Origin of the sequence: Bacillus cereus group sp. N24, from assembly GCF_016483345.1 — a bacterium.
In the GTDB taxonomy this organism is placed as follows: domain Bacteria; phylum Bacillota; class Bacilli; order Bacillales; family Bacillaceae_G; genus Bacillus_A; species Bacillus_A toyonensis.
Genome location: NZ_JAEHCA010000147.1, coordinates 1 through 242, shown reverse-complemented (window position 1 = coordinate 242; position 242 = coordinate 1). Strand labels below are relative to the sequence as shown.

Here is a 242-nt window from a genome sequence, read left to right as displayed (position 1 = left end):
TGGGCCTAAATGGACTCGAACCATCGACCTCACGCTTATCAGGCGTGCGCTCTAACCAGCTGAGCTATAGGCCCATAATTGAAAAGCGGGTGAAGAGAATCGAACTCTCGACCAGAGCTTGGAAGGCTCTTGTTTTACCACTAAACTACACCCGCATTAAATTGTAAATGGTGAGCCATGAAGGATTCGAACCTTCGACCCTCTGATTAAAAGTCAGATGCTCTACCAACTGAGCTAATGGC

2 tRNA genes are annotated in these 242 nt (G+C 47.5%); both read right to left on the bottom strand.

The annotated features are described in order from the left end of the window. Positions 1 to 74: transfer RNA gene (locus JDS95_RS30790), tRNA-Ile, on the bottom strand. Between the two features lie 10 nt (positions 75 to 84). Further along, positions 85 to 155: transfer RNA gene (locus JDS95_RS30785), tRNA-Gly, on the bottom strand. Between the last annotated feature and the right edge of the window lie 87 nt (positions 156 to 242).